We start from the raw sequence: 6694 nt of genomic DNA on the forward strand, positions 1-6694 counted from the left end.
TTCCTCTCTAAATACTATCAAATTCCTTTATTCTATTCAGTATAACATTGGATTCACTAGTATTTTTAACAATACTAGTCATTTTTTTATTTGTTTCTCTAGCCAATATTGATACAATTTTATTATAGCACCCACAACCTCTACATTGACCATTACCCGCTCCTGTTCTCCTAATAATGGCCTCTACTGTTCTTGCGCCAAGAGGTCTTCTGATTGCATCTACAATTTCAGCTTCAGTTACAAGATTGCATGTACAGATTATTTTACCAAACTTTTTATCAATATGAATTAATTTATTTCTTTCAATATTCGATAAAAACCTAAACTTATAACTTTCTCTTCTACTTTCGTTAAAGTAAGATTTTTTTGTACACCCAATATTTTGTCTTATATTTTCCGCTATCTTATTTGCTATTGCAGGTGCTAACGTAGCCTCTGTAAAATTTTTCCCTACAACTTTTATATAGTTTTGTTCTAAATTATTATATCCTTTTAAAACATCATCAAAATAATTATACTGAAAAAAGTCTTTAATATCATCTTCATTAAAATCTATTCCCCATATTCTAATTTTATCTACCATATCTTCATAACTAATATTTTTAACACTTTTTAAACCTATAATTAAATTTCCTTCTGGAGATGGGATTAAATAGAGAATTTCATCTCCAATAAATTTTATTACAGCTTTATCACGATATTTTTTATAACTTTTTTCCATTAATAAGTATTTTATATGACCTGTGCTTATTTTATTATTTGAAAATTCTTTTTCATATTCATAATTTTTTGATGTAGTATTTATTATTTTTCTACAAGTAAATTTTGCTTTATTCGTTGTAACTCTAAATCCATCATTTATTCTATCTACTTTAACTGATTTTTCTTCTAGCCTAAAATTAACTCCATTATCATATGCTATTTCTCCAAATGCTAATGCTAAATCATAAGGAGATATAATTAAAGCTTTATTATTCATATTATTATTTCCTGAGTTATCAATATTAATAATGTCTAAAATACTTTCTTTATATACTATATCAAACGTATTAACTAATTCAGTAATAATATCATTACCTTTTATTTGCAAGTTAGCCATTTCTTCGCTATGACTCAATATACCTTTATATACTAACGAAACATCAACAAAAGCTATATCATTAGCTATATCATGTTCTTTTTCAATAAGAGCAATATTCAAATTATATTTTGATAATTCATAAGCAGTAGCGCAACCAATTACACCGCCACCAAGAATTAGTACATCATAATCCATAGTTACCTCCTATACCTAAATACATCAAATACGGTTTTATCATACATCAATCTTATCATAATGTAAAATATTATATTCAAATATTTTTAAATATAACAAATTATTATATTTAACATCCATATATATTCTAACAAAAATTGGGTTGAAACTAAATATATATTTTAATATAAAGTTCCTTAAAATAAAAAGTGAGGTCATTAAACCTCACTTAAATCATTCAGTTATATCTTTTAATAGTTTTCCTAACTCTTCAATATATTGGCCATATTCAGCCCAATTTCCATTTTGTTGAGCCTCTATAGCTTTATCATATAAGTCATTTGCCTGTAACAATAATTCAACATTTTCTTCTGAAATTTCAACATCTTTGTCTGTTTCCTCTTTATCACTAGTATCTTTTTCTGCATCAGTACTATAATTAAATAATTTACTAAGCGCGCTTTCAATATTATCTTCCATAATAATATTTCCTGCATAAGATACTATAACCTTCTTCATCTGAGGAATACTCTTTTCACCTTGTGATCTAAGATATAATGGTTGAACATACAACAATGAATTTTCTATAGGAATTATCATAGTATCTCCATACTGAACTTGAGACCCTTCTTTATTCCATAGAGATAATTCTTTTGATATTTCAGGTTGCTGATTAATTGTAGATTTAAATAAACTAGGACTTATAACTTCCTGTTTTGAAGTTGGAAAAACATATAATGCTAATTTCCCATAATTATCTCCATCCATTCTAGCTCCCATCATAGCAATCATATTTTCTCTACTATGGAGATTGAAGTACTCAATTAATACCATTTCTTCTTTTTCTTCACCTGGTAGTTTCATTGTTACATATGCAGGCTTATTAATTGTATCTTGACCTTCAACTGCATTTTTATTTGTTGAAATATCCCATATATCTTCTCCTCTGTAGAATATACCAGTATCATCAACATGGTATCTTTCCATTACTCTACATTGCATAATAAATAAATCTTCAGGATATTTAAAGTGTTCTTTAAAACCTTCTGGCAATTTATCCATAGTTTTAAATAATTTTGGGAATATTGATGAATAACATGCTGCAATTGGGTCATTTTTATCAACTATATAGAAATTAATAGTTCCATCTACAGCGTCTACAATTACTTTAACCGAATTCCTGATGTAGTTAATATTATTCACTGGTTCAGAGAATGGGTACCTATTTGAACTAGTATATGCATCAATTACCCAATATAACTTATCATTATTTACAACTAAGTATGGATCATTATCATATAATAAGAAAGGTGCTATTTTCTTTGACCTATCTATTATATTTCTATTTATTATAACTTTACTATCATTCTTTATTGCTCCAGACAATAAGAAATTCATATCTCCATTTTGTATAGCAAACATTACCCTATTTAAAAATGTCATTGGTATACCTGCTTTTCCATCATAAAAATACTTTTCCTCATTTCCTTTACTATTAGGATAATCTAATTCTCCTAATTCATTATTAACAATAGCATAATCACTGACAGTCTCTCCAAAATAAATTCTTGGATTTTCAAGACTTATATTAGTAGTGTTTTGAAGTGGCATATCCTTCATTACAAAGTCAGGTTTCCCATCATATGTAACTGAATTAACTTTACTCATAACAACTCCATACCCATGAGTATAAGTAAGATGTCTATTTTGCCAAGTATCTGCCTTGTCTTGAAGCTTTTGTAAATTTATTTCTCTTGGTGATATAAAGACTTGATTATATTTCCCATCAATTATATATCTATCTATATCTACATCACTAAAACTGTAGTAGTTTTTCATACTTTGGACACTATTATAGAATTCTAACGACTGATCAACAGCATTAATTCTTATATTATCAATAGTTGCTAAATTATTATTTATTGTTTCACTATTAAGATTATTCTCTAAAGAATAGCTTTGCTGGTCGATATCTTCTATATTAAACCCTTTTTTTGTATACTCCATATTATATTCAATAAAAGGTCTTTCAAGCATGTTTTCATTAGGTTTAACTCTTATACTTTGAGTTACTCCAGAAACTATCCCTTCTAACAATGATAAAGCAAAAATTATAACTATTGTAGCAATAATAGGTTTAACTTTAGACCTAATTATGCTTACAAAAACTACAAGTGAACCAATAAATGAAGCTATAGCAATCCCATAAAAGAATTTTAAACTAATTTTAGTATCTGTATAACTAGCTCCAAATACAACTCCTCTAGAAGAATATACAAGATTCCAAGCATTTATTAAAAATCCTAAGCTTATTAGTAATAAAAATAGTGCAGCAACTGCAGCAAATTGTTTTCCTGCAAATTGTGTTATATCACTCTTAAATGATTTTATATCTTTCATTCCTCCATGTTTTAAATCAAACATATTATCTTTAGTATTCAAAAGTATATAAACTAAAAATGTTGCAATTATGAGGAATATCAAAAGTGATATTAAAGCACCATGTAATGATTGAATAAGTGGTAACTTAAAAATAAAAAAGGAAATATCAAAATCAAAAAGCGGGTCTTTAACATTAAAATCCTTTGAATTCGTAAATTGTAGTATTCTATACCAATATTTTGACGAAAAAGTAAAAGAAATTAAGAATGACACAACTGTATTCACTGTGAAAAATATTTTTCTTTCAAGTTTATCCTTTTTAGGATCCACTTCAACTACTTTTTTATACTTTATAATACTCTTTTTTAGACCTTTATAGTACAACCATATTCCAATAAAACAAATAATAAAGAATGGTATCATAAGCTTTAGAGTAGCAGTTAATTGTGTAAAATAAACTGATAAATATCCAACTTCTTTAAACCATTTAATGTTTATAACAAAATCTATTATGCTTCTTATGAAAATAAAACCTAAAATTATTATTCCCATAACTATAGCCAAAATAGGCCTTTTCTTGTTTTTCAAAAGATCACCTTCTATCCATTTTTAGTATTTTACCTAAAGTAGTATATTTAATGTCTATAGCTCCTGTTGGACATAGTTCTTGACAACAAAAGCATCTTATACAACTTTTCATATCCCATTTAGGTAACCTCTTACCCTTACTATCCATCATTTCTATTACTTTTGGAGTTTCAGGACATACTTCTCTACATCTACCACAACTAATACATTTACCCTCAATTAAATGAGGATTTGGTGCAATCATACCTCTTAAAAATTTTGTTACAGTTGGATTAATAAAATAAAAATTACCTGCATTTCTACAAAGCTTAAAACTATTAGATTTCATACTTTCAATTGTTTCTCCAAAAACTTCAATATCAGAAGGTAAAACTTTACCCCAACTACTATCATAAGCTTCCTTCAAAACAGGAGTATCAAGTGGATTATCATAACCTATAAGCCTTACAGCAGTTGAATCAACAGCTGTTAAGCTTTCACCCATTAAAATAGTATTCATGTTATTAGGATCACCATTTTTAGGCCCATTTCCCTCCATTGCAATTATACCATCCATAATTGCAAAATTAGTTTTTACAACAGTGTTTAGGTCTAAAAGCATTTTACAAAAATTATTTGCATCAGGCATTCTAGTGTGCCATGTAGCCTTCTGTGTACCTGGTATACATCCAAATTGATTCTTTACAGCTCCAGTAAAATATGCCATACCATGTGTTTTCATTTTAGGCAATGATATAACTACATCAGCTTCATAAGCAATTTTAGCTACATTCCACGACTTACACAGTAATGAATCACATAAAGAAACTTTTATACTTTCCTTGAATGGATCAAATTTAACATCATATTTATTTGCAACCTCCATTAATCCGCATTTTTCAGCAGCTTTTTGAGAATCTCCAAACCCTGGTGAATCTCCAAAAAAAATATTATTTGAGTAATCTTTTAAAACTCTTATAACTGCTTCAAAGAAAATATAATTTGTTACTACTATTGAATCCTTTGTTTCTACATTTAATAAATTGGGCTTTAACAGAACTTTACTGTTAATGGGTATTAATTTTCTTAAGAATTTTTCTCCTCCAAGCAAATCAAATCCTTTTCTAATTTGTAATTCAATCTCATCAACATCATATTTTTCACATTTTAGTAAAGCTACTTTTTCTTTTGAAACCATGTGCTTTCTCCTCAAGTCTAATTATTTTATTAAGTATCCTTCTTTGTCGAGTTTATTTAATATTTTATCCAAAATCTCTTCACTTTCTGCTTCTATAGTATGTAAATGAATTCCCTTAGTTAGCGATGATAATGGTTGTGCATTATTCAATGCAATTCTATTAACTAAATTTTCTATATCAAAATAGTTCTTTAACATCAAATTGGCTTTTATTTCACCATATACAGGATGTTCTACTATTACATCATTAATTATACCACCATACTTAACTATACACTTCAATTCATTCTCTATTTCATCCTTATTGTGTGATGTAGCAATTATTTTTTTAATATTTTTATTTTCTTCGGTATTTATTAAATATCCATCAGGAGTAGCAATTATTTCTTTACCTGCAGCTCTTAAAATTGCAATATCTTTTACTATTACCTGTCTGGTAACATTAAATATTTTGGCTAAATCTTGACCTTTGATTGGACCTGGAGATTGAACTAATTTTTTTTCTATTTCTAATCTCCTATTTTTTGAATTCATTAATATCCTCCCAAATATAACTAATTTTTATTATCACAATTTTGTAATATTTGTAGTTCTTCTTTATTACTAATTATATCACTATTATGATGATTTTTAATTAAAAATAAAAATAATTCACTATAATTAAACTGTTTCAACATTTCATATCCTATAGAAGCATGATTATAATATATATCTATACACTTAATATTTGAATACTTTTTAATCTTTCCTTTTGAAAATTTATTTAAAATTACTACAATAGATTTTTCTATCACATTTAATTTATACTCTGATTTTCCTATATCATGTAATAATGCTACTCTAATCAACATAATTGAATTAATTTGTTTATTCATACATATTTTTTTTACATCTCTTGCCGTATTTATAGAGTGCTTCTTATCCATAATAGACATTTTGTTAAAAAGATTGATTTCATTTTTATTTAAATACTCTTTCAAAAATTCTTCATCACTTTGTGTTATATGAGCACTTAATGCCCATATAAATTGTTTTATTCTATATATCATATTATCACCCTAGTTATAAAAGACAAAGTAAGTTACTCAACCGAGTTTGTAGCCTTTTATTTTAATTATAACAAATATAACAAAAAACAAAAAAACAGCTATAAAAGCTGTTTTTCTTGGTGGAGATAAAGAGATTCGAACTCTTGACCCCCTGCGTGCAAGGCAGGTGCTCTCCCAACTGAGCTATACCCCCAAAAATGGTGGACCTTCAGGGACTCGAACCCCGGACCTACCGGTTATGAG

5 protein-coding genes and 1 tRNA gene are annotated in these 6694 nt (G+C 27.4%); all 6 read right to left on the bottom strand.

Features of this window, described 5'->3' with window-relative positions; all coding sequences use genetic code 11:
- Window positions 1-7 precede the first annotated feature (7 nt).
- A complete protein-coding gene (locus tag ACQ3F0_RS25275; RefSeq protein ID WP_428868574.1) occupies window positions 8-1276 on the bottom strand; it encodes an FAD-dependent oxidoreductase in 1269 nt (422 codons plus the stop codon).
- A gap of 213 nt (window positions 1277-1489) precedes the next feature.
- Window positions 1490-4225 (bottom strand): UPF0182 family protein, encoded by a 2736-nt coding sequence (locus ACQ3F0_RS25280; protein WP_428868576.1) that lies wholly within the window; start codon window positions 4223-4225, stop codon window positions 1490-1492.
- A gap of 4 nt (window positions 4226-4229) precedes the next feature.
- The gene (locus ACQ3F0_RS25285; RefSeq protein ID WP_428868577.1) at window positions 4230-5402 is read right to left on the bottom strand and encodes a DUF362 domain-containing protein; all 1173 of its coding nucleotides are present in this window, start codon (window positions 5400-5402) and stop codon (window positions 4230-4232) included.
- Between the two features lie 21 nt (window positions 5403-5423).
- Window positions 5424-5936, bottom strand: a complete 513-nt coding sequence (locus ACQ3F0_RS25290; protein ID WP_428868578.1) for a transcription repressor NadR — start codon at window positions 5934-5936, stop codon at window positions 5424-5426.
- Window positions 5937-5956: 20 nt separating this feature from the next.
- Window positions 5957-6451 carry an HD domain-containing protein gene (locus tag ACQ3F0_RS25295; RefSeq protein ID WP_428868580.1) on the bottom strand — a complete coding sequence of 165 codons (495 nt, stop codon included), beginning with the start codon at window positions 6449-6451 and terminating at the stop codon, window positions 5957-5959.
- Window positions 6452-6568: 117 nt separating this feature from the next.
- Window positions 6569-6644, bottom strand: a tRNA-Ala gene (locus tag ACQ3F0_RS25300).
- Window positions 6645-6694 lie beyond the last annotated feature (50 nt).

Origin of the sequence: Clostridium sediminicola (genome assembly GCF_050402865.1) — a bacterium.
GTDB classification, from domain to species: domain Bacteria; phylum Bacillota; class Clostridia; order Clostridiales; family Clostridiaceae; genus Clostridium_AF; species Clostridium_AF sediminicola.